Source organism: Mesorhizobium sp. M7A.F.Ca.US.005.03.2.1, assembly GCF_003997795.1.
GTDB lineage: Bacteria > Pseudomonadota > Alphaproteobacteria > Rhizobiales > Rhizobiaceae > Mesorhizobium > Mesorhizobium ciceri.
The window spans coordinates 1-521 of the sequence record NZ_RZRP01001574.1 but is presented as its reverse complement, the minus strand read 5'-3'; the positions used below and the strand labels follow the sequence as shown (position 1 = coordinate 521).

General features: G+C 63.3%; 1 protein-coding gene. It reads right to left on the bottom strand.

Translation table 11 applies throughout. The annotated features are described in order from the left end of the window. On the bottom strand, positions 1–521 hold a 521-nt coding region (locus EN991_RS39220; protein WP_206519380.1), incomplete at both ends, for a CHASE3 domain-containing protein.

The following is a 521-nucleotide window of genomic DNA, read 5'->3' as shown; positions in this document are numbered from 1 at the left end:
GTAAGCTGGCCGACCGCCTCCATCTTGTGCATCTGGCGGATCTGGGATTCTGCCTTTTCACGTGTCTCGATCTCACTGCCGAGCGCGACGTTCTTGCGCACCAACTCCTCCTGGGCGACGACCACCTCAAGGAAGCGGCGGCGCGATTCCCTGATCGCGTAGCCGGCAAGCAGGAAGATCGCCAGCAGTGCCGCCACCGAACCGATGCGTAGCCAGGTCTCGACCTGGTCGGTATGCGCGTCGCGCGCGGCGACGGCTGCGGCGCTGATGCGTCGGACCGTATCCATGCTGGTTCGGATTTCGTCCATGACTGCCTTGCCCTGGCCGCTGCGAATCAGATCCAGCGCTTTCGTCGCATTGCCCTGGTCGTACAGGGCAATCGTCTCGGCCAGTTCAGCCTGCTTTTGCGAAAGCGCGTCCTTGATGTGGTTGATCGGCTGGACGAACTGGTCGTCGGGGGCGGTCAAGCTGTCGATACGGGCAAGTTGCCCCGGAATGGCGCCGACAGCGGTCCGATAGGG